The organism is Bizionia paragorgiae, assembly GCF_900107625.1.
Lineage (GTDB): Bacteria > Bacteroidota > Bacteroidia > Flavobacteriales > Flavobacteriaceae > Bizionia > Bizionia paragorgiae.
In genome coordinates, this window is record NZ_FNQK01000020.1 from 12,213 (window position 1) to 33,189 (window position 20,977).

The 20,977-nt window shown below is 31.1% G+C and carries 24 protein-coding genes and 2 pseudogenes; 3 read left to right on the top strand and 23 right to left on the bottom strand.

What is annotated here, in order from left to right:
• The first annotated feature begins 140 nt into the window (after window positions 1-140).
• Both BLV64_RS12590 and BLV64_RS12595 read left to right on the top strand, forming a co-directional pair.
• Window positions 141-371, top strand: coding sequence for a hypothetical protein (locus BLV64_RS12590; RefSeq protein WP_092136107.1), 231 nt, complete (start codon window positions 141-143; stop codon window positions 369-371).
• A 52-nt stretch (window positions 372-423) separates the two neighbouring features.
• Window positions 424-1,149 (top strand): hypothetical protein, encoded by a 726-nt coding sequence (locus BLV64_RS12595; protein ID WP_092136110.1) that lies wholly within the window; start codon window positions 424-426, stop codon window positions 1,147-1,149.
• A gap of 181 nt (window positions 1,150-1,330) precedes the next feature.
• Here the strand turns inward: BLV64_RS12595 and BLV64_RS12600 are convergent, their stop codons facing one another.
• The 20 genes and pseudogenes from BLV64_RS12600 to BLV64_RS12695 all read right to left on the bottom strand — a co-directional run bounded on the left by BLV64_RS12600 (window position 1,331) and on the right by BLV64_RS12695 (window position 17,849).
• A complete protein-coding gene (locus BLV64_RS12600) occupies window positions 1,331-1,879 on the bottom strand; it encodes a hypothetical protein (RefSeq protein WP_092136112.1) in 549 nt (182 codons plus the stop codon).
• A 79-nt stretch (window positions 1,880-1,958) separates the two neighbouring features.
• Window positions 1,959-2,213, bottom strand: a complete 255-nt coding sequence (locus BLV64_RS12605; RefSeq protein WP_092136114.1) for an SRPBCC family protein — start codon at window positions 2,211-2,213, stop codon at window positions 1,959-1,961.
• A 378-nt stretch (window positions 2,214-2,591) separates the two neighbouring features.
• The gene (locus tag BLV64_RS12610) at window positions 2,592-2,873 is read right to left on the bottom strand and encodes a DUF1272 domain-containing protein (RefSeq protein ID WP_092136116.1); all 282 of its coding nucleotides are present in this window, start codon (window positions 2,871-2,873) and stop codon (window positions 2,592-2,594) included.
• Between the two features lie 87 nt (window positions 2,874-2,960).
• A complete protein-coding gene (locus tag BLV64_RS12615) occupies window positions 2,961-3,338 on the bottom strand; it encodes a DUF3703 domain-containing protein (RefSeq protein WP_092136119.1) in 378 nt (125 codons plus the stop codon).
• A 53-nt stretch (window positions 3,339-3,391) separates the two neighbouring features.
• Window positions 3,392-4,441 (bottom strand): TlpA disulfide reductase family protein, encoded by a 1,050-nt coding sequence (locus tag BLV64_RS12620; protein ID WP_092136122.1) that lies wholly within the window; start codon window positions 4,439-4,441, stop codon window positions 3,392-3,394.
• A gap of 223 nt (window positions 4,442-4,664) precedes the next feature.
• The gene (locus tag BLV64_RS12625; protein WP_092136124.1) at window positions 4,665-5,414 is read right to left on the bottom strand and encodes an arylamine N-acetyltransferase family protein; all 750 of its coding nucleotides are present in this window, start codon (window positions 5,412-5,414) and stop codon (window positions 4,665-4,667) included.
• Between the two features lie 115 nt (window positions 5,415-5,529).
• Entirely contained in the window at window positions 5,530-6,639 is a 1,110-nt protein-coding gene (locus tag BLV64_RS12630; RefSeq protein ID WP_092136126.1) for a hypothetical protein, read from the bottom strand.
• A gap of 153 nt (window positions 6,640-6,792) precedes the next feature.
• Window positions 6,793-7,446: a DUF6090 family protein gene (locus BLV64_RS12635; protein ID WP_092136128.1), complete on the bottom strand. Its 654-nt coding sequence runs from the start codon at window positions 7,444-7,446 to the stop codon at window positions 6,793-6,795.
• A 178-nt stretch (window positions 7,447-7,624) separates the two neighbouring features.
• The gene (locus BLV64_RS12640; protein ID WP_092136130.1) at window positions 7,625-8,311 is read right to left on the bottom strand and encodes a hypothetical protein; all 687 of its coding nucleotides are present in this window, start codon (window positions 8,309-8,311) and stop codon (window positions 7,625-7,627) included.
• Between the two features lie 251 nt (window positions 8,312-8,562).
• Complete coding sequence (locus BLV64_RS12645; RefSeq protein WP_092136132.1) at window positions 8,563-9,870, bottom strand: short-chain dehydrogenase; 1,308 nt, start codon at window positions 9,868-9,870, stop codon at window positions 8,563-8,565.
• A gap of 159 nt (window positions 9,871-10,029) precedes the next feature.
• A complete protein-coding gene (locus BLV64_RS14625) occupies window positions 10,030-10,893 on the bottom strand; it encodes an A1S_2505 family phage non-structural protein (RefSeq protein ID WP_218138672.1) in 864 nt (287 codons plus the stop codon).
• Window positions 10,894-11,065: 172 nt separating this feature from the next.
• A complete protein-coding gene (locus BLV64_RS12655) occupies window positions 11,066-11,737 on the bottom strand; it encodes a hypothetical protein (RefSeq protein WP_092136134.1) in 672 nt (223 codons plus the stop codon).
• 171 nt (window positions 11,738-11,908) lie between these two features.
• Window positions 11,909-12,502, bottom strand: coding sequence for a hypothetical protein (locus BLV64_RS12660; RefSeq protein ID WP_092136135.1), 594 nt, complete (start codon window positions 12,500-12,502; stop codon window positions 11,909-11,911).
• A 419-nt stretch (window positions 12,503-12,921) separates the two neighbouring features.
• Window positions 12,922-13,317 (bottom strand): annotated as a pseudogene (locus BLV64_RS12665) (VOC family protein).
• Between the two features lie 72 nt (window positions 13,318-13,389).
• A complete protein-coding gene (locus tag BLV64_RS12670; protein WP_092136137.1) occupies window positions 13,390-14,067 on the bottom strand; it encodes a YiiX/YebB-like N1pC/P60 family cysteine hydrolase in 678 nt (225 codons plus the stop codon).
• A gap of 246 nt (window positions 14,068-14,313) precedes the next feature.
• Window positions 14,314-14,952 carry a porin family protein gene (locus tag BLV64_RS12675; protein WP_092136139.1) on the bottom strand — a complete coding sequence of 213 codons (639 nt, stop codon included), beginning with the start codon at window positions 14,950-14,952 and terminating at the stop codon, window positions 14,314-14,316.
• A 131-nt stretch (window positions 14,953-15,083) separates the two neighbouring features.
• A complete protein-coding gene (locus BLV64_RS12680; protein ID WP_092136141.1) occupies window positions 15,084-15,554 on the bottom strand; it encodes an energy transducer TonB in 471 nt (156 codons plus the stop codon).
• Between the two features lie 233 nt (window positions 15,555-15,787).
• Window positions 15,788-16,366 (bottom strand): hypothetical protein, encoded by a 579-nt coding sequence (locus BLV64_RS12685; RefSeq protein ID WP_143034171.1) that lies wholly within the window; start codon window positions 16,364-16,366, stop codon window positions 15,788-15,790.
• A gap of 165 nt (window positions 16,367-16,531) precedes the next feature.
• Complete coding sequence (locus BLV64_RS12690; RefSeq protein WP_143034172.1) at window positions 16,532-17,110, bottom strand: hypothetical protein; 579 nt, start codon at window positions 17,108-17,110, stop codon at window positions 16,532-16,534.
• A gap of 4 nt (window positions 17,111-17,114) precedes the next feature.
• Window positions 17,115-17,849 carry a hypothetical protein gene (locus BLV64_RS12695; RefSeq protein WP_092136148.1) on the bottom strand — a complete coding sequence of 245 codons (735 nt, stop codon included), beginning with the start codon at window positions 17,847-17,849 and terminating at the stop codon, window positions 17,115-17,117.
• A gap of 25 nt (window positions 17,850-17,874) precedes the next feature.
• On the opposite strand from BLV64_RS12695, the pseudogene BLV64_RS14770 reads away from it, so the two are divergent.
• A pseudogene (locus tag BLV64_RS14770) lies at window positions 17,875-18,198 on the top strand (transposase); the annotation flags it as partial.
• Window positions 18,199-18,262: 64 nt separating this feature from the next.
• On the opposite strand, the gene BLV64_RS12705 reads toward BLV64_RS14770, so the two are convergent.
• The 3 genes from BLV64_RS12705 to BLV64_RS12715 form a co-directional block, all read right to left on the bottom strand.
• A complete protein-coding gene (locus BLV64_RS12705; protein WP_092136153.1) occupies window positions 18,263-19,279 on the bottom strand; it encodes an SGNH/GDSL hydrolase family protein in 1,017 nt (338 codons plus the stop codon).
• Window positions 19,280-19,644: 365 nt separating this feature from the next.
• Window positions 19,645-20,079 (bottom strand): hypothetical protein, encoded by a 435-nt coding sequence (locus BLV64_RS12710; protein ID WP_092136156.1) that lies wholly within the window; start codon window positions 20,077-20,079, stop codon window positions 19,645-19,647.
• 119 nt (window positions 20,080-20,198) lie between these two features.
• Window positions 20,199-20,888, bottom strand: coding sequence for a hypothetical protein (locus BLV64_RS12715; protein ID WP_092136159.1), 690 nt, complete (start codon window positions 20,886-20,888; stop codon window positions 20,199-20,201).
• Window positions 20,889-20,977 lie beyond the last annotated feature (89 nt).

Genomic DNA, 20,977 nt, shown 5'->3' on the forward strand with positions numbered 1-20,977 from the left:
TTGCAGATGCAATGTTTCTAAAAAATGCTATATCTATAATACAGTGATCGTTGTACTGCATATTTTTTAGTTAGATGAATTTATTTTGTTGTAATATTTGTAAGTTAGTGAAGAAATAATACTAACATAAATCAAAAAGAATGAAAACTTTATCAAAATTATTAGCTATCATGTTTTTTTTAGGTGTCGTAGCGTGTAAAGACACTAAAAAAGAGGAGCAAGAAACTGTTCTAGCAAAGGAAGACATTGAAACGATTGAAACCATTGAAAAGGAAATGGAGGAGATTTCTGAAGCTATTGAAAAAAATGCTAAGGAACTTGACATAGCTTTAGAGGAATTAGAACAAGATATTGAGAATAGTGAAGACTAACTATAAAACAATACATTGATCCCTTTTAATTATAACAATAAAACTTAAACAGATGAAACATTTAAAACATATCATTTTTGCTACTGCCTTATTAGCTTTAGTGGGACAACAAGAAATTTATGCTCAAGGCAAATCTCAAGTAGCAAAAGAAAAAGTAGAAAAAAAGAAGGCGACTTTAGAAAAAGAGATCAAAGAAGATATGAAAGAAGTAAGAGAAGAGGGTAAAGAAGACATGAAGACTTTACGTGAACGATTAAAAAACGCTGAAACAAAGGAAGAGCGGGAAGTTATTCGCGAAAAAATGAAGTCACTAAAAGGAGGTGTTAAAGAGGATATTAATGACTTGAAAGATGAACTTCATGATGAAAGCTTAGAAAAAGAAGCAAAAGCTAAACTCACGCAGGAAGATAAGCTTAAGAAAAACAAGGGTAAAGGTAATGCTTACGGTAAGAATAAAGGCGACTTAAAAGGTCGGGAATTTGGTTTGAATCGTGCTGCAGAGGCAAAGGAAAAAGTTAAGGATTATAAAGAAAAACTTGAATTAAGAGAAGAAGTAGTACGACGAGGCGAAACGAGTATTCAACGCGCTAAGGAACGTCTTGAAAAGGCCAAAGAAGAAAAGTCTATGTCTGAAGAAGAAATTAAGGAAAGGGAAGTGCGTATTTTGAAAGTGGAAAAGAAAGTAAGTGATTTTGAGGAGTCCATTAAAAATGCCAAAGAAAAACTACGAGAACGAGAAAGACAATTGTCAGGTATTTTAGTGAAAAAAGATCAGTAATTTATATGACCTATAAGTTAAAAAGGGCATTACTATAGTAATGCCCTTTTTTTGTAAAATAGTTTATATTTTAGTGATAACGATTGTATCAATGCGCTTGTTTTTTAAATCGCAGACCTAATGTATTACAGGAACTATTGAATAGTACTTAAACCCCTTTGATTTTAGTGTTAAAGCCTATTTACTTTGATGTATTAGGGTGTCCTGCTTTGATTTTTTCAATGAGCTGATCGATTCGTTCATTTCTACACCACGCAGTTCGGTCGATGTTGATTTCGTGAACCGTTTTAGCGGTATTTAAAATATGTAAAATCCTTTGTTTTCCAAAAAGGGGATTTTCTGACTTGTAAAATGTATACGATAGGTTTTTATAATTATAATAATGGTCTTTCTCCTGATTATTGACAAGGTTAACGGTCTTTATATTAAGTGTTTGGTCAGAGTCATTAAAGTTAATGGAGAAGACTTCTCCAAGTGTGTGTTTTTTTCTAATTCGGTAAATGAACCAAGTAATAACAGATAGTGAGATTAAAATACTGAAAATAAAAGCATTTCCGACAAGAAATTCAGCTACAGAGTTCATTCGGGTAGCTCGGCCGTTTGCAATTAATAATGGTATGGCAATCCAGCTTGCTAAAAAGAGAACAATAAATAAGACGGTATATTTAATGCCGACTGTAAAATAGTTTAAATCGGATCTTGGTTTTTCTATGTCGTAACTGTCTTTCATACTTTTGGCTCAATGCCATCAATGGCTAATTTTACAGCACTCTTAATTCTAGTTTAATTCCAGAAGTTGTAGCTCACTTTTATGATGCGCGTTCAGCAAAAGTTTTAAATTGAATTAACCATTTTTGGCTTTGCTGTTTAAACTTATTCGGAAATAGTTTTGCTATCATTTTTATCAGAAACCCATTGAATTTCGTGTATTCAACCTCTGAAATTAATTGTGTTTTATTAAAACTGATTTCTTTAAAACGAGTGGTCTGCGTATTGGTCATATGTATATGTTCATATAGCGCGGTTTTTTCTTTCGGTAAATCATTTAATATAATAGTCTCCACTAGTTCTGTTTTCCTTTTTCCGTTTAAAATAATCTTAGATTTTGCTCCTTTTTCATTTCGCGTGCCGCTTAAATGCTCGATCCTTTCAAACCCATCTTGCCACTCTTTAAAGTTGTTTTCATTTTCCTATAGTGCTACTGTTTTATGTATTGGCTGATTAATTTCAACGGTACAAGAGTATTTCATAATTCTATTTGTCTTTTTCTGGTATTGGTTTCCATGTGTACACAAAGATCAAGTTTTTTGCCAATAGTATTCACATTACGTGGTCGCTTGAAATAAATGAATTGAAACTTAGTTTATAAACGCCCTTTCATTTATTGGAAGTTCTAATGCTATTATTAGGTTTTTTAGAGTAATAAGGGATTATATTGCAGACTATCTTTTTCGTGGGTCAATGGTCCTATTTTCTTTTAAAAATACGTTTTCAATATTAGGTTTTAAAACGTTGTCTTTTCGTGGTGGATTCTTTTTTAATTGTGATTTTGGTCGCGTTGGTCTCTTCTCAAAACCACCACCACAGTTGGGGCAAACATTTTTTAAAACAGTATCAACACAATCTTTGCAAAACGTGCATTCATAAGAGCAAATCATTGCATTATCAGTGTCATTGGGTAAATGTTTATCACAGTTTTCACAATGGAGTCTAATTTCTAACATAGTTTTTTATAATAAAATTCTTACGGTTACGCACTCTGTATCGTTTGTTTGCATCAATATTTCATTTTACAAATTACAGCTCATTTTTTAATCTAAAGCGATTCCTGCTTTAATAAAAATTTCTTGTAATTCGCGTTCAATTGGAAATGGTTTTAAAGGAGGAACATTTGCTCCTCCAGGATTTCCAACAGGAATTTTTCCGACAAAGGATTTTACACCCCCAAAAATCAACCGGGGTATTTGTCCTATAACTTCTCGTCCGCTTTTTAATTTAATTCCGAAGCGTAACATTTTCCAATGCACTACTGTATGCGTGTACGGATATTTTTGACCAATTATGTGCGCTCTTTCTAAATGATTCCATGCACTTTTTAAATTACCGCTTGTGAATTCGGCTTGGTAATTTTCCAATTCAATTTTATAAAAGGGTTTTAAGGATTTTGGAATAGTAGTGTAAAATATCATACTTCTTTAGGTTGGTTTTTATCAGTGTATCGCACAGTTTGGAGTATGCTTTTTTAATTGTTGATCTTTTCGTTTACTATTTTATCGATGTGTTCAATGGGTAGGTTTACACCTAAAACAAAACCCTCTTCATCAATTAAATAGTTTAAAGGAATACCGTGAATTCCCAGTTCGTTAGTTACTTGCTTGTCTGTATCAATAAGGTTAGTCCAATTGAGATGGTCTTTTTCGATAGCTTGAAGCCATTTCTTTTTGTTACTGTCGATAGAAACACTAACAATATCAAAATTTTCAGCTTCAAATTTCTTTTTAAGATTTATTAATTCAGGATGTTTTATTCTGCAAGGGCGACACCAAGACGCCCAAAAGTCGACTAATGTTATTTTACCTAAAAATGATGTTATGTCAGTATTATTGTCTTTAGTATTTGGTAAAGTAAATTCAAGGAATGGCTTATTTACGCCATATTTGTCGAGATTAGCTATACCCATTTTAAAGAGGTCTAATTCCAGTTTGTTTTGCTGGTCTGTATCCAATAGTGCATAAAGCTCAAGAAGTTCATTTTTTGTTAAAACAGGTGATATATAGGCGTTTTCAGCCAAAACGGTTCCGCTAAAAGGATGTCTTTTATTCTCCTCAATAAATAATTTAAGCTTGTCGTACAGTAAAGTTTTAAAATGGTCTTTATTCTGATTGGCTTGATAAAATGCTTTGTATTCATTTTGAATTTTAGCAGAGTAGGAGCCTTTTAAGTCTTTAATTAATAGAACATTTAGAGGTTCACCGTTATTAATGATTTGTTTATAGTCTGTTTCAATACGAATAGCGCTGTTTTCAATATAAAGATCGGCAACAGTATGGTAGCCTTCTAAATTTAAACTACCTGGAGTTGGCTGTTCTACTTTTCCGTGAAACTCAAAACGGTTATTTAATACTTTTACACTGTCTTTTATTCCGCCGTAATTTAAATAGATATAGTCTGAATAATCGCCATTTAATGTGCCTACTATAGAAAAGGAATCGTCGTCTGCCGACTCTTTTTTCGGAGTCTCTTGGCAACTAATAAAGAAGAACGTCAATAGGATTAAGCTAAAATGTTTCATTCGTTTTTTATGATTTTCCCACAAGGCTATTCATCACTAATCTCTTCAATTGAATCACCGTAACAATTACGGAGAATCGTATGATTTCGAACACTGGGGTTTCTGGGTTGGTTATTTTAATAAAATTGAGAAACAAGATATAGAAAAATAAATTGTAGCATGGGAGCTATTGTATATGCTAAGTGATTTAATTAAAGCGACCAAGTGTTGTTTTCGTGAGCCGTTAATCTTTAAAGTTAAACAAATCCCTTAAATACTGTCTAAACTCTTTTTCATTTTTTATAATGGTCTCGGTAGTTGTACCCGAAGCTGTGATTTTTAATGTATCTCCAGTGATAGTCCGTCTGCCGTCCGTTGTTGGTAGTGAAATCAATCGTTTTTGGGTAAAATGAGAATCGGGATTGGTTTGATGGTAGTTACACATGGCTTGAAAGTCGGTAAATTCTCGGCTATCGGTTGTAAAAATATATTTAGGTGTACTGTTTTCGTTTTCTACTTTATTGACACGTAAATAATGCGAGTCGTAATTATCAATAAGAAACGTACCGCGGACATCGTTTTGAAGTGTGTTAGGTTCTATAAGTAGCGGTTCAAAACTAAAATCACCAAAACCGACATCACATAAATAATCTGTAGTACCGATTTTAACTATAATAGCAAAATGATCAAACTCCTCACCATAGCCCGTTTTGTCATAAACCCTAGCAGAAATGCGCTTGGCATTAAATTGCAATGCGGTTAACAGTTCAAAAAACAAACCATTGAGTTCAAAACAAAATCCCCCACGGTTGTTATGTACCACCTTATTATAAATACGGTCTATTTGTAATGTTATGGGCGTGTTGTAGTGTATATCTAAATTTTCAAATGGTACATGTAGAAGGTGCTGTTTTTGAAGTTGTTTTAAAACGGCTAAAGTGGGTGTGCGATCTCCGGAATACTGAATTCTCTTAAGATAGTTTTCTATGTTCATCGTGGTATTGAGGGCTTAGTTATTGTAATGATACTTATAAGCGTTTTTGTGTGGTACTTAGTACGTATAATGTGCTTGCGACCGTGTCATTTTTTTTCGCAGTTGCATGCTGATTTTATTTAAGTAAGACCACGTGAGGCTTTTCACTTTTAGAGATATATGGGTTATGTTCAATACATTCAAGCTTATAATTTGAATCCGTAATTCGGAGCCTGATTTTTCTACTTACTATTTCTTTGTTTCTCGAAATGGTATTGTCATATTCAGACTTTTTAATGCGGATATGGTTAGAGCTTTTGCTTTCAAAACTTATTATAAGCTCTTTATTTTTAAAGTCTAAAATGATATTAATTAAACTCACAGGAACTAAATTCGTATCATATTCATTCTCAATTAGAGCAATTTCCTCTGGAATATGCAATAGTCCGCCCTTAGGTAAGGTCACTGTTATGTGAGGTTGAAGAACTGATTGTTCTATGGTTTGTATACTATTTTCGTCGTTAAATAAACGGATAAAATTCTGTTTCGTTTTGTCATTGTCTTTAGGATTTAAAACAAAGCGTTCAAAAACCTTTAAAACGATGTCTTCAAATTCATAGTCCGTTTCCTCAAGAATTTCATCTAGCATTAACTCTTCTATTTCGCTAGAAGTAAGAGATTCTTGTTCTTCTTCACTAATTAGGGTGTTAAAATCAATGTCCGTGTTCGTTAGTATTTTAGCGAGATTATCGAAAAACACCGGCCTTTTTTCCTTGTAATTTATACTAGGATTATAGTTTTGTAATACGTTTTTAATTAAAAGGTACTCATCATAATCATAGTATTTTACAGCCAAATCAAAAAGTGACGCCAGAGAAAAAATGGAATCTGTAATAGCAGCATCGTCATAATAGTCATGATATTTAAAATCATAGGTATAATGAACGGTATGTGATGCACTTTCTGAATTTAATTTTGTGTCGGGAAACGTTAGCCAAATAGGAGTTTTTAAAGGCAAATTGAGTTTGAATTCTTTTTCAGATTTTAAATCAAATTGAGAATTGCCAGGACCACCATAAATAAAATTATAAATCAAGATATTAGATATAGCTTTATTGATAAATTCTTTTTGTTTGTCCATACCTTCAGGAAACCCCTCAAGGTTATAAGTACTCTTCATGAGGTTTTGAGCGTGAATAAAACTACAGAAGCTTAATATAAATACAATAGTAATTTTAAGTTTCATTTATTTACTGAGTGCGTTTAGTGTGAATGGCCACTTGATTAAAGGCCAAATTTAGTAAATACAAATGGATTAGTATTCAGAGAAGCTAATAGACAAAGGCTTTTTTGTTGGACGGGGAGAGCTAGGTACGAAATAGGTAATAGATTTACAGTATTATTTATCTTTATTCAATTCTCTGTCTATTTCTTCTATCGTTTTATTAATTAAGTTTTCAGCCTTTTCAATGGATGAAATATTATACTCCATTAATTGATACTGTGAATTAACGATATTCAAGAATTGATCTTTTTTTAAATGTTCTAATAGGTCTTCCTCTGAACTATACTTAAGGTTTTTAATTAGGTATGGTTGTAGAAAATGTAATCTAAAATCATAATTCCAGCTAGACATATTTTCTAAGGCCTGATAGTAGGTTTCATAATATAGAGTTACTCTATTTTTAATCTCATTATTTTTTAAAATTTCTAAATTACCGCTAAACTTTAAATTAATATAAGTTGCGTTACGTTCTTGTAAATCAAAGCTCGAATTGAGATAGACCATTAATGAGTCTACATCTTCGAAATTTCTCTCTAGAATAGGTGAGATATAATTTTTAGATTTAATAAAAGGTTGTTTGTAATAATTATAAACATAGAGTTCGGACTCTAAATCGTTTTTTAGCGATTGGTAAGCTAGATATTCTTCCGTTTCTTGTTTTCTGTTTTCATCCCATTTATTTATGCTGAATGCCGTTAGAATACCTAAGGTTACAATAATGAACTCAAAAAGAAAGTATTTTAATTTATTAAGTATTTTGCTTTTCATAATTTCCTTCTAGGTTTTCCTCTGGGTTGAAAAAGAATAGTGGTGTGTTTCCAGTACGGAATTTAGTAAATAAAACCCATAGATGCTCCACAAAACTGAAACGAAGTGAATTGGTGGAGGTGTTTTGGTGCGTGGGCGCGAACTTCAGATGAATTGCCTATGAAGTTGTGGTCTGTATTTACTCAAAATCACTGTTAGTTAATGTGATATCAAAGGTTCTAGGTTCAAGAATATTACTTGCAGGAATCAAGACCGTTGCAGTTTGTCGCGTTCCGTCTGATAGTTTTCTTGTAATATTCAAATTCGCATCTTCAAAAACACTCAAATAAACAGCTCTATTTACAATGCCGTTAATCTCTGAAATGTCGTCTAATTCGCTATATGGAGTTAGAAATACACTCATAGAAAATGGTGGAAACTGAAGGTTGTCCATATTAATATTTAAAGTGCACACATACAAGTTTTGAAATTCAAAACTAAGTTCATTATCTCCTTTTATATTCTCGATATCTACGGCATCTTGATAGTATGTCCACACCAGATTGTTATGTCTAGGGTAAATCTTGTATTTGGTACCCATTCCTCCAGTTTTAAAAATAAAATCAAAATTCCCGTTTTGATCTGTAGTTGTTGAATCTAATTCTTGAACAAACACATCATACGAACCTCCATCAAACCTAAAATCCCGATAATATTCCGCTGCGATTAATTTTTGATCAGGGACAGGTATCTGATTAGCATTATCATAAATGTTCCCAAAAACCCTGGTCTCAATCCCTGCAGGAAGGTAATCTTCTTCGGTGTCTTCACATTTCATATTTAGAAATAAGATTGCTAGCAGAGAATAGTAGAGTATGTTTTTCATAATTATTTTTTTAGGCGATGCTTAAAAATAGCATAGGCGACGTGATGTTATTGTCGGGGTTTATGACTAAGAATACTGTGGTTTTGTAGCTAAGGATTTTCCTCAGGAAAATCAGACGTAACAAAATCGCAACTAACTTTGTTTAAGAACTAATTTAATAATTATTTTTATATATTGTTCTCATGCGTATTTTTTATTGCAACTCCTTCATTATATGTTTGAATTCAGTTCTTTATTACCCAACGTTATTATCATTCGGCTAATTCTTTTGCTTTATTCCATAGGCTTTTTCCTCCGTTTTTTATTTCTTCTCCAGTATCTTTTAAGATTTCTGTACTTGAATACTTTTCTAAATTCTCTACCAAAGTTTTAAAAATATCAATGGTTTCAAAAATTTCTTCTGTATGTGGTACATTCTGTTCTTTCAGTACTTTTTCCCAATCTATTTTAGATAAAATTGAAAACATATATTTGGTAGCTATTTTACTTAAAAAATATTTATCATAAATGCTGTTTAGCACTTCTCCAGGTTTTCTGTTTTTTACATATTCAATAGATTCATCAATTTTTTCTCTATCCTCACTAGAAAGTAACTTACTTGTCTTTAGTTTTGTTAATGCTGCAATAGCTTTTTCGTTGTCTTCATTCTTTAAATACAAGTAGGTTTCAATAGACCAAACAATTTCGTTATCCAAACCAATTTCTTTAGCGTCTTTTAAAAACATTTCAAAATCTTCTAAAGCACGTTTTTCGTCAATCTTTCTTTCCATCATTAACCTATCAAAGCCTCTGAATAAGTGATTTAATGAATGAAAGCCTATATGAGTTTGTTCGTTATTGAGGTTTCCCCATTGAAACATTGCTCTTGTATAGGGCAAATCCACTTTTTTATTATTGTTTAACCAATCTATATTTCTTGAAATTTCATCTTCTGATAAATAGTACAAACCTTTTTCATAAAACAAGAACCCTCTAATATACTGTAATAATGTTTTTATTTCAGAATCAGGAAGCAATTCTGGATTTGTTTTAGAGCATTCATAAAGTGATACTTCTTTCCCTAAATCTTTGCTTAAAATTACAATAGCACTTAAAACAGAATGCTCAATATTTTGAATATATATTTTTTCTTCCCCTTTTAGATATTCTCTTTGCCTGCTAATCGAGTCTCCATATACTACATTAAATGCATCTATTAAAGTTGGAAATATATCTTCATCTGTTTCCATTATAAAATCTTCCATTTTTTTATAATCACGATAAATGGAAATATAATCTAACACTGTCAAACTTTCTGGATCTTCTAAATCATATTTTACTACTTTATTAAATATTCTATCAAGGTCAGATTTGAAAGATTGAAATTCTGGTGATATTGTGTTTTTTTCTGCTGAAGCTCTAATTAGTATTTTACCAAATTTATAAGTAGCCACTTTATAAGAGTCTAGGTTTTCTACTAGTTGTTTTTTATCGTTTTCTAGTAGTTGTTTGTCAGTTTTATCATCGTCTGAACAACTAATAGTTAGGGTTAATAGTAATACTAAAATTATTTTTTTCATATTTCGTTAGGTTCGGACTAATGTTGGGTAACGGTCTTGTATATGGCTCGTAGCGTGTAAATTATCGATTATTTTCGGATTAAGCACTTAGCCAAAACTTTTTATTATGTGACAAAATATACAATTTAGCAATAAATCCCACATTATGTTTATGCAATGTTAGCGGTTCGGTGTTTTTTCATTCGTCAATATTTTATAAAAACTCTCTGGTAGAAATATATTCTCAATGTTTTCGTCAAGTGAATTTTTAAACAAAGGTGCAATTTGTTCAACTGTAAAACCTGCAATACCACAACCAATCTCAGTTACTAAAAATTTTAAGTTAGGTCTTGACTTAGCAAAAGTCAAAAATTCATCAACGTAAGGTTCAATTGTTTCAACGCCACCTTGCATTGTTGGAATGGCATAAGTTTGTCCCTGCAGGCCTACGCCTTGTCCCCAAATTGCACCCCATTTTCTTGCAACTGCTGCCGCACCGCCACCGTGTAATCCGTCAAGATTGCTACCGAAAACAAATATTTCGTTATCTTCTAACTTGTCAATCCATTTTTGTGAAATTCTTTTTGTTAAAGAAAGTTTGGTTGATTTATTAGAATTCATTTGATTAACCACATTATCAAATACACCTTGAACTGACGAGAAAATCTGAAATTCTAAGTCGTCTGCTTGATAAATAAAATAGTTGTCTTGAATTGAGAGATTTATTTTCTTGTTGATAAAAACATTATTGCCCATTCCACCATAATAAAAGTCGAAGTATAATTGCTCTTTGTTACTATTCTCATCTTCTCTGTCTATATGCTTAAACAATTTTTCTTCAACTAAAAGATATGTTTGTTCGTCATCATAAATGCTTGTTTCATAACAGAGCATTTCATTGCTATTATTTTGTTTAATGTATATTATAATACCACCTGAGTTACCCATTGCTCCGGGTGGTGTTACTTCTGCATATATGATTTTATCTGTCTCAATACTTTCAAGAATTGATTTCGATATCTTTTTTGTAATTGGAGTCATCATATTTTTTGTCGTTTTTTGTTTTACACTGACGGCCAACGGTTTTGTGTAAGGAACGTTGTGGTTTTGTGTGCGAGGATTTTCCTCAGGAAAATCAGACGTAACAAAATCGCAACTAACTTTGTTTAAGAACTAATTTAGTAATTATTTTTATATATTGTTCTCATGCGTTTTTTTATTGCAACTCGGTCATTATATGTTTTAATTCAGTTTTGTGGAATGTTCTTAATTCTATCGTTTTTTCTTTTTTGTTTTCAATTAGGTAAGGAACATCTCCATCCAAAAATAAGATATCAAATCCTCTGTGATTAATTCGTTCCCAGCGTGATGTTTTAAATCGTGGGTCTTGATTTGATTTTCTCTTAAAAGTTGAGTCAGTCACAAAGTAAATAGTGTCTTGAAAGATTTCATTTTTCCAAGAAAACTTTTTCCCAGTCAGTTCAGGTTTCTGGTTATTCTTAAGTTTTTCTGATAATTTTCTGTAAATATGTAAAGAGTTGTTGTTTGGAATTTTTACAACTAATGAATCTGCGTTTACTTTTACAATTTCATAATACTCTAATGGGTTATCTTCTGAGTATTCGTCATTAAAGACAATATTGTTAGAGAAAAAACTTATTTTACTTTCTCTTATTTGATCAGTTCCATAATCCCTGTAAGAACCTTGAGCATAAACTTTGTTGTTTTCAAAAGTCATTAAGTTTTGAATCGCGAAAATCATAGTCGGATTTTCAGAATCAAAAGATGAAGAATAGTCACCAATCCAAGTTCCTTTCAAATCTTTGTCGGTTTGACAAGCAGATAGGAAACAGATTAAAATTAATGATATGATTGTTGTTTTTCTCAAATGTGTGGTAACGGTTTTGTGTAAGAATAGTGCGGTTTTGTGAGCGAGGATTTTCCGATAGGAAATTCAGACGTAACAAAAATGCACTAACTCTCGATTAAGCACTAAACTACGCATTATTTTTACACGTTGTTAGCAATCGTTTTTTAATTTTCAGTTATTCTTCGATAATTACTTTTTTTCGATTTCAGTCAAATCCTTGGTCGTTTGCAAAGAATCAAGAGTTTTTCCGTTTGAAATGGAAGTTTGTAACTTTTCTAATTCCGATTCCATTTTTTCTATTCGTTCTTCTTGTTGTTTTACATTTTTTGAAGGCGACAAACTATTTGTGAAATTATAAACACTTAACGCAGAACCTATAATTGCAAATCCAAAAATCCACCAAAACGTTTTTAATTGCCATTTTTTTAATCTTAAATCGATAATGGATTTTTCAAAATCAATACGTTCTTTTTCTGCTTTTTTTTCTTTTAATTCGGCAGTTTCTTTTTCAGATTTTGTAAATCCTCCTTGCTCTATAAATCTTTTTGTGATTCCAGTTGCTGTTATTAAACAAGCATATTCACTTATTGCAACATCAGCGACATTGTCAGTTGTGTTTTGGATTTTTTCAAATAAAAACTCAACTTCATCAGAAGATAGTTCAGGTAAAATTTCTTTTTGTATCTCGTGTGCGGAAATAGTTTTATCTCCGTTTTTTAAAGCGTATTCAAGAATTAAATCTTTTGCTTGTCCTTCAGTTATGATTTTGATTTCATCTGTCATTTCTCAAATGTTTTACAACTCCTCATATCATCACAATAGCCCTCTATATCCCTGCTTTTAATAGGGGATACTAGTACGTTTTAGATCTATAGTATAGGTTGGTTTTATTGATTAATTAATTCTGCCAACAAGATATATAAAACTATCGATTAAAACGGGTTATATAGTTGAAAGCTTATCAACAAAGTATAAAAAAGCGCTAGAATTAAGCGAAAGCGGCGTGTAAAATGCCTGGACTAGTCAAGTGTTCCCTTAAACATAAACACCTTAAGTGTTTTATGAACAGGTGGGGTGTTGAGAATATTTGTTTTAGGGCCTTATTTAATGATTTTACGCCGTTTTTATGAAGGATAGATTCTTAGCATTAGTAGGCTTTGTGGTATAGGGTAGAGCTAAAAAGACATTTGGTAGGCTTCGTTTTATAGGTTTTGAACCAGTTGAATGTTATTGCCACAGGTGTCATTAAAAACGGCAACTTTTACGGTTTCCATTACTGTTGGTTTCATACTGAATTCCACACCTAATTGTGTTAATCGATCATAATCGGCATCCACATCTTCCGTATCAAATTGGGTGTAAGGATACCCAGCCTCCATAAGGGCGTCTTGATAGACTTTACAGGGTTAAAAATGATTAGGTCCCGGTTCTAGTAGTATTTCTGGTCCGTCCTGCCAATCTGCAGAAACTAAGGTCAGCCATCTATTGCCTCCGCCTAGTGGTAGGTCTTTCTTTTTTAAGAATCCTAGTTTTTCTGTATAAAACCTTAAGGCTTTTTCTTGGTCTCTAACCGGAATACTAATTAATGTGACTTTCATCTTTGATGTATTTCTGATTTACTTTAAAAGGTTTTGTGTCCTCAATCTTATGTGTGTCTCGTAAAAAACGCATTATTCAGTTTCATAATCATGAACAAATTTGATATGAGGGCTGCTGGCCATCAAGTTCGGATTTGTTCCAATAACACCCTCCGGAATTGGCTGATTGCGTGTTTTGTAATAGGTCACCCAGCTCGGCATTGGGTTTCCTGTGCTATCGTTAAAGGTCATAGGTTGGGTTTTAAAAGGAATCGCGTCTGTAGGTAAATCTTGAGAGGAAAACATTTTATAAACCAATTCGGAGCAGTAATACGATGTGTCATCCCATAAAAAGATGTCATCATAAGGCGTTCCTATTCTATCTATTCCATAGGCTAGGGCTTTAGAAATATAAGGTTTGTAGTCGCTATCAAGTCTAGCAACCGTAGTCTGAGATTTATTGTTTTTGTTTTTATTTCTGTCTAGAAACTCAGTTAATGGAGTTTGACGAACGCCTTTTTTCGGAATCGCTTCTACCACATAAAATTGGTCACCTTTTTTCATGGCCATCCCCACATGCGAGTAGTTTTTAGAAAATGATGTGGCGGTTACATCTTTAATCGCATTATCAATTTCTCCTGTTCCAGTATTTTGAAATAGTAAATCGCCCTCTTGCAGTTCAAAAGTATTGTTTTTCTGAGTGCTATTACAACTAAACAACACAAGGGAAACGATTAGGAGGGTGAACGCTTGCTTTAAGATTTTATTCATTAGTGTTTATGTGATTAATTTTTGGGACTGCTAATGTAGCAAATATACGCCGAATAGTATTTTTATATAACAGGAGGGCAGCCCATAGGTATTAGTTGTTTTGTATGTATGCGGAACTCCTGTTTTATGGTACAAGGTGGTGGGGGAGCGGTTTCACGCTTTGATTCTACGACTTATTAATCCGAAATACTAACCGGTAAACAAGTTCTTTTTTCTTTCTATCCGGTCTTATGAATGCCAACCAGTTTACAAGTTGTACTCCATTCCGAAATTGAAAACAAAAGATTTAATATCATCTCGTTTTATTAACCCCGTAAATGCCCTTACATTTAAAGATAGAGATTTTGATACCTCATATCCTGTACCTAAACAAACACCAGAATCGAAATTATCATCACCTTCTTTTACAAAACTATTATCATTACCATCTAAGAGAAACTGAGAACTCGTCATGTTTCTATCAACAATAAATCCGAACTGTGGTCCGCTTTCCATATAAAACGCTTCTGAAAGATAAAGTTTTATAGGTAGCGGAATTGAGATTGTTAACTCGTAAATCTCATATTCAAAGTCAAACGTACTGGAGTTAGGTAATGTATTACCATTAAAATCCGTTAGCGGATTATCTTTGGTATGTATTTTACTCCCCTGTAGAGCGAATAAAAGTTCGGGTTGGAATTTCATTTCAGACGTTATTTCCGTTTTAAAGAATCCTCCCACATAAAATCCAAATTGATAATTATAATCAATGGCGTTCTGATTTGGAGTGTATTTCCCATAGTTCGCACCGCCTTTTAATCCGAAATTTGATTTTTTGTCCTGACCAAAACTTGTTGAAAACGAGAAAATTAAAATGAGTAAAAGGACTGCTTGTTGTGTATTCATTTATTGTAGTGTAAGTTGTGTTGTATTAGTTTGTGTGTGCGTCGTGGTGTGGTTTAAGTGCTAAAGTTATCACATAAAATGTCAGTTGTAAGTTTAACGAAGAGTTGAGAATTTGGTAGTGGTAATAGTAATTATTGAATTGCAATAGTTACTACTGTCGAGTATGAGGTTGTTACTTTTTGACCTTTATGTTTCCCTGCCTTTAATTTAGGAATAGTATTAATAATTCGTATAACTTCTTTTTCAAAAAGTTCTTTTTCTTTTTGATTGGATCTCGTTTTAATATCGATAATTTCTCCTTTTCTATTTATTTTAAAAGCAACAAAAACTCTCGCAGATAGAGCGTCTTTTTCGTAGGGTTCAGGATATTTAATTTCATTAAGTATAAAATCATTCAAATGATTTTCGAAGCATTTTTTTAATTGGTTTCCAGTAATTTTTTTACATTTTTTAAATCGAGGTGCTTCATCAAGAACTACAAAAGGGACAGCAACCGTTTTTGGATCAAACTTTTCGTTAGTTACAGTTATATCTGGTGAAATTTGACTAAAAACTGATAATGTAGTCATTAACAAAGTAATGAGAATGATTTTTGTTTTCATAGGAGGTTATAATTTTTCGATTGGATTTCGTTCCTATTGTGGTCTGTTGCACTATAATTGGCAACGTGGCACTTTAGTGTGTTATATATAGTTTTAAAATAGAAAAAGAAGAGATTTAGAAACGTGTTTTAATAAACTACTTTTCGGACAACAATATACTTTATAAAACGAAAAAACGGTTCAAGTTTGCACTTAAACCGCTATTGCTTTTTCGTTTTGTTTGCAACTGGACTTTAATATTCAACTGCTAAAGTTTCTTTTTTAAAACCACTTTTTGTTTTTTTATCATAGAATAGGAAAGAGACACTATCATTTTTTATTAGTTGGTCTAACAAATCTTTATGTTTTGCCTTTAATTGAGATATTGTACCAATATTTAGTGTATCCTGTTTTAAACTTTGCATTTTTTCTATATAAGGCTTAAAAAAATGTCTATTAAATTTAGTCGTATCAACAAAGTGTTTTGATTTTATTAAATATTTATTTGTTTTTTTGCTATCTATATATTTTTCTTCTGAAAAACTTTGCTTGATAAGTTCTTTGTTATCGACTAAATAGAATTGAATTGGATTACCTTTTAATTGATTACCATAGTTGTAGGTGTAATTTCTAAATGCTTTTTCTTCAGAATAAGAATTTATAATTTCAATATCAAATGGTAAACTAATAACCGAAACTGTGTTCATTTTTTTGCTATAAAATAAAATGACTTCTTGAGTTGAATTAGTGAACTTTATTTTAACTGGTTCTTTTGAAGTTTTACAGCTTACTATATAAAATAGTAATATAATTAAAGTCAATTTTTTTTTCATATTTCGTTAGGTTCGGACTAATGTTGGGTAACGTTAACGTATAAGAATAGTAGCGGATTTTAAAACAATCATTTTTCGATTAAACACAGACTTTTTTTATATTTACTTACTTTGGTTTTAGCCAATAAACCGCTATTATTTTTATATATTATTGGAAACTGGACTTTAATATTCAACTGGAATTCTGATTTCCTTTTCAAATCCAGATTTTAATTTAAATGGTTGTATTTTAATGCTATCGTTATTATTAGTTAGCCATTTAATTAATTTACTTTGCTTTTTGCTAAATTCAGACATAGTTCCAACATTAAGAGTGTCTTGTTTTAGCCGTATCATTTCTTCTATGTATGGTTTTAAAAAAAATCTTCCAAATTTAGTTGTGTCAACAAAATGCTTAGAAGTGATGAGATATTTTTTTGAGCTATTACCTTCTATATGTTTTATTTTTGAAATACTTTGCTTTGTTAATTTTTCATTTTCTATTAAGTATAGGCTTATAAAATTACCTTTTGACTTATTTCCATAAATATACCAATAATCTGTAAACGATTTTTTTTTAGTAGACGGGTTTTCAATGATTATTTCGGAAGGTAAGCTAATGAATGTTATGGTTTTCCTTTTTTTACTGTAAAACAAAGTGACATCATGTTCTGATTTAATACTTTTTATTTTTAGCGCTTGTTTTGTTGAGTTGCAATTTGCTAAACATATTACAACCAATACAAATAGTAGTATTTTTTTCATTTGTTTATTCATTTAAAAATATTGATTCAATAATATCAATAGTTACTTCTTTGTTTTTGTTTGCCATTGTTCTATAAAGAATGGTAATATTTTTGTCAAGTTCATCTATTATATTTGAGTCAAAAGATATTAAATCATTTAAAGTTTCAAATTCTCCCAATAAGAGCTTGCTAGCAGTGGCATTATAAATAGGTAACAATTTCCAAGTATTAAATTTATGATGCCAAGAGTTTTTTGCTAGTCTTGTAGCTTCAAGACCTAATAATTTTGCTTTATCAATATCTTGCTGTATATCTTCTTGCAAAAAAGCATCTTGCTCGTCTTTTAGTTGTTTTACTAGCATACCAGCAATATCGTTTAATGCAACAAAAGCAACAACAAGTGGATGTTTAAATAAACTAAGCCCAGGAAATGTTAAAGGATTGTCTGTGTCTAAACCATCTTCTGTTGCAAACGTAACTAAATCGAAAAGTTCAAACAATGCATTGGAGTTTTTGTTTATTTTTTTTGCTTGTTTGGTAAAACCTAAGATTTGCATTTTAGTTCCTGTCTTGCTATAATATTCTAAAGACCTCGTTCCGTTGCCTTTTATAATTTTACCCCAATTTTTTTTGTCTTTTAACTGCTCTATTATTTTTGGGTCGTACGTGTAATAATCGTTTAATACATTTGTAGAGAATAGTGCGTTATTTGCTATAAAATTTGCTTTATTAAATCTTGCAAGTGGTAAAACTGCCAAAGAGAAAAAGTTTTCTGTAACGTATTACAAAGCAGAATATGAACGTAATATAAAACGTTTAAACAGTCCGAAAGGCAGCTATATGAAAGGCAAACGGCAAAGTACGGTAGAACCCGTTTTTGGGACACTCACCCAATTTATGGGCTTAATAAAAATAAATACCATAAAGATAAAACAAGCAAATAAAGTTATGCATTTAGCTGCCTTGGCATACAACCTTAAAAAGTACTTGAAGTTTACACAGAAACTGTCAAAAACCAAGGCAAAAGCACTTGGTCTTATATTTTCTAAAATAAATGGACTCCAAAACCTAATAATCTTCAGTTTCCACCAACCAAAATTTAATTAAATGACAGTTTAAGAAAATTAAAAAAGCCCTAAAAAGGGCTTAAATTTGTTTTGAGCATAAATTTTTAGAGCGTTGTGCAATGGTTACTATTGTTGGCAATAGTTTTTATTTTTTCCCCAATTAATTTACTCATAAATCGAACTCCTTTATCACTTTGATGAAGCCCATCATTTTCCAAATAATCAGATTTCCAATTTTTATTTTCTCTCATTTTTGTTCCTAAATCCAATATTATTATATTTTCATTATTTTTGAATTTTAATAATATATTTTCACATAAATTTCTATTAAATAAATCTCTTGATTCATTTGTTGTAGGTATAGGTGTTAAGTATAATATTTTTGCGTCTGGGTTTAGTTTTACTAAATGATTAGTGATTTTTACTATGTCATTGGCAGTAGTTTCAATATCACTACCTTCATTATTAGTTCCTATTAGTAAAGTGTAATAGTCTGAATACGGTATATTGTCAATTCTCTTACTTAATTGACTAACACTATTTCCTCCTTCTCCTTCGTGACCATATCCATAAATATCTGTATTAGAGCCAATAAAAATTAATTCATTAAAAGATTCATTGATATATTTTCTTAAACTTTGTGCTTTGTTCCACCAAGTTTGACTATCTCCTATAGTGCATAAAGTTTTTTTTCCAAATTGGATATAATCAATATCTACGATTTGAAAATTAAAATCTATAAAATTTTCTGTTTGTTTTGGTTTCATATCACCTATCCACTCTACATTTGTAAATATATTCTCATTTTCGTAAAATAAATCCCAGCCAAATCTAAAGTAATAGGTGTTTTCTAACCTATCTTTTATTTGATAAATGTTATTGAAATTGAATTCTGTATAAAGATTATTATATTGTGTTGGGCTTGAAATATCATCATGAATGTTATCAAAATATATATCATTACCTTTTATTTTTATATTATAATGTCCTAAATCAAAAATTGTTTTTACTTTTCTAATATTATAGTAATCCTCATCATTAATTAGATTATCAGAGTTTTGGCTACAGCCTGTATTAAAAAATAAAGTTATAATTAGAAGTGGTAAAAATGTTTTTTTCATAATGTTGAGTTTAATTAGTGCCAACTCTATACATCATCCCAATCATAAACTATATCACCCTTAATACTAGGGGATAGTAGCAGCATAAAAGTTTTCAACGTAGGTTGGTTTGCTTTTAATTAATTTGAGCAACAAGATATATAAAATTGGTGGTTATTTAGTAAGCAACATCAAGTTTCTCAATAAATTGTACAAACTAACATAATTGTTTATCTGCATTGAAATGAAGAGTGTGATGCAGTATTCCCAGCGCATTTAACCCGTCTCCTAAAAAAAAACACCTCGCTAATAATTAAGAAGCGGGGTGTGGGGCTTGGTTTTTTTTTACCACAGTAATTTGTCGTGGTTTATTAGTTTTTACACGTTTATTTAATTGGAAGAATTTTATTTAACCAAGTAATTTCTTCTATCGAATTTTCTTTTTCAAAAAGCGAGCTCATTAAAGTTACTTCTGAAAAACACCCTAGACAATTATAAACTGGAATTGATAAAGATTTGTAATGATTTATATCTTTTAGCTCCGTTTCACTAAGCGAATACAGTTTGTTTTTAGCTAGACGTTCTAATATTAAGATACTTAAGAGTATTTCTCCACTGTTTTCTGAGTATAAAAGTTTTGCGATTTCAGAATATTCTTTGTTATGTACTAAATGCGTTATTTTATCGACTAGAGGTGACGATTGAGGATATATTCCACACTGAAAACCAACCATTAAATCCTCTAACTGCCTATCTTGTCCACTAGCAGGAATTGAAACTAATAATAGAAAAAGTAGTACTAATAATCTTTTTTTACTCATTATAAAAGCTGTTTTTCAAATGGATCACAACGGTTCCTATACGCAGCGAACTGGCGAAGCAATTTTTGTAAGTAGGCTAGGACTAGCTATAAATTATATACGGTATTTAGGAATGTTTATTAATTAAATTTAAAAAATAATTGTAACTCAAAATTAAAATTTATGTTCGTTTCAAAACCTTCAATTGTCAAGTAGTCGTTAGAAGATGTAAAAAAAGTGTCTGATTCTTCATAGTTATTTTCTATTATTGGATTTGCTATATTTGAAAATTTCACATCTCTCATCTTTATTCCTAGACCTACTTTAGGGGTTAAGCCAAAGTTTTTAGAAAAATTGATTATCAGACCATAATTTAGATTCAAACCAAATTTGTTTCTTTGGTAATCAGCAGAATCATATTTATAAAATTTTAAATCGGACATATTTCTGTAAACCTCATTTTTTAAGTTATCACGATGATAAATGTAAAAAAGTTCAATAGCTATAAACTTTTTAGTTTTACTTTTCGAGTTGAATATGTATTTTAATTCAGGTGAAAATTCAATACTAAAATACTTATTATCAATCCAGTCTCCATCAGCAGCAAAATTAACAGAGGTTCCGTATGAACCCATTCCTAATTCTGTTCCTAAAATATAACGTTCATTTAAAACATAGTGATACCCTAAAGTCCATCTAGGACTATAACTAAATGTGGGTGAAACCAAGTTTAGAGATATATAATTGTTTTTATCATTTGTTTTTGATTGTCCAATTATATTATGAACTCCAGTTATTAAAAATAATAATAATAGAAAATTTGTTCTCATTCAAAGTTGTTGTAGTTTAATTATAGATACAGGAAGGCTCGAAAGGTTGCGTCAAAATACAGGCTAAAGTTGTTGTATAAGATGAGATG